This window comes from Leptolyngbya cf. ectocarpi LEGE 11479 (assembly GCF_015207065.1).
Lineage (GTDB): Bacteria > Cyanobacteriota > Cyanobacteriia > Phormidesmidales > Phormidesmidaceae > Leptothoe > Leptothoe ectocarpi.
The window spans coordinates 1-1482 of record NZ_JADEXP010000623.1 but is presented as its reverse complement, the minus strand read 5'-3'; the positions used below and the strand labels follow the sequence as shown (position 1 = coordinate 1482).

The following is a 1482-nucleotide window of genomic DNA, read 5'->3' as shown; positions in this document are numbered from 1 at the left end:
CCGCCGATAGGGCCACCCGCAAAAATACCGTCCCCAGGGGACCCGCCAATTCAAAGACGGACTTGGCCAGGGCAGACCCCAGCTGCACCGTTACCCCCGCCAAAATAACCAGCGTCGGGGCTGGGATTCGGTCTGCTAATGATTTCATAGGTGGCGGTAGGGTAAGTAGCAAAATAGCCCCATCGGGAATAGGGACTAAAACTTTTGTATTACTAAGGATAGGGCGATGGCTTAGACGCTATCTCTAGATCCGGCAGCACGACCGCTGCCACAGTTGGCACGTCCACCCCATCGTTTCACCGTGGCTTGGCTACGGTAAAGACAGCCCGTTCCTGGAAAATAAAGGTCATGAACAAAGATTCTGCGTGCGATCGCATTTGGTTACTATATCTGCAAGGCAGACTCTCGCCAGCGCAACTTCTAGCCCTGTGCCAGATTTCTGCTGAAACTCGAGCAAACAACCAGCCACCGGAGCCGCCTAAAACCGCAGCCGCCTAGTGTTGAGAGCAATCAAAATTGACTCTGAAATAGATTAGTAGTTAAGACTGCTTATTAATCGTTCGCGACAGCCACAGCGACCCCACAATCCCAGCAAAGTGTGAAATCAGCGCGTTGATGGTGGCCTGTACCAAAAATACATCCAACGGCTCAACCGCCAGACTAGGATTCGTAATCGCCACATTGCTCTGGGGTTGGGAAATCACCTTGAGCATCAGGGCACCCACCACCCCACCAGCCCCGAGTAACCCAAAAAACATTCCCAACAGACTAATGCTCAACCCAGTGGCAATCATCTTGGCCGCATTTTTAGGTTTGGGCCGCAGGTCTGGATTAGTCGACTTAAGCTTACGGGCAAAGCGGGTATACTGAAACGCCCAAAACGCCCCCACATAGACAGTGGCCACCCCCAATGCAGCCAGCAAAAAGCCGCTGCCAGCCGCCGCATTCTCAGCGCCGCCGCGATTACTGACCGACTGCAGCCCCAATAGGGAAGTGACAAACAGCAGCGTGGCAATCACACCGCTGACCACCTGCACCCAAAAGCTAACCCAGCCCGCTAGGCGAAAATTATTAGCAATCCGACGGACAGCTGGGGGTAAAGAATAACCAAGTTCACCGGTCATAATACGTTCCAGAAGCGTCTCCATATCTTGGCATTCTTGCCCCCATTGGTAAACCTCCGGGGGTTACATATACTTTTCCAGTAACAGCTTCAATTTATCTTTCGTTGCGACAGGGGCCATATCCAATGGCGTCAGCACCGCATATTTCAGCGCCGAGTGGGCCTCTGAGACAGGTGGGGTCTCCGTGAGCCGACGCACCACATCTCGAATTACCAGCTGGGCATTGACCGCATTTTTTTGCAGATTGCCAATTACCATTTCAACCGTCACGCTGTCATGGTCCGGATGCCAACAGTCATAGTCCGTCGCCAGCGCCAGCGTCGCGTAGGCAATTTCAGCCTCCCGCGCCAGCTTGGCC

Annotated in this window: 2 protein-coding genes and 1 pseudogene; 1 reads left to right on the top strand and 2 read right to left on the bottom strand. The window is 53.6% G+C overall.

The genetic code is table 11. The features are described from left to right. Positions 1 to 348 precede the first annotated feature (348 nt). Complete coding sequence (locus IQ260_RS30545) at positions 349 to 498, top strand: hypothetical protein (protein ID WP_193996795.1); 150 nt, start codon at positions 349 to 351, stop codon at positions 496 to 498. 41 nt (positions 499 to 539) lie between these two features. Here the strand turns inward: IQ260_RS30545 and IQ260_RS30540 are convergent, their stop codons facing one another. Together IQ260_RS30540 and IQ260_RS30535 are read right to left on the bottom strand one after the other, a co-directional pair. Next, complete coding sequence (locus IQ260_RS30540; protein WP_193996794.1) at positions 540 to 1124, bottom strand: DUF3611 family protein; 585 nt, start codon at positions 1122 to 1124, stop codon at positions 540 to 542. A gap of 63 nt (positions 1125 to 1187) precedes the next feature. Next, a pseudogene (locus IQ260_RS30535) lies at positions 1188 to 1482 on the bottom strand (S-methyl-5'-thioadenosine phosphorylase); the annotation flags it as partial.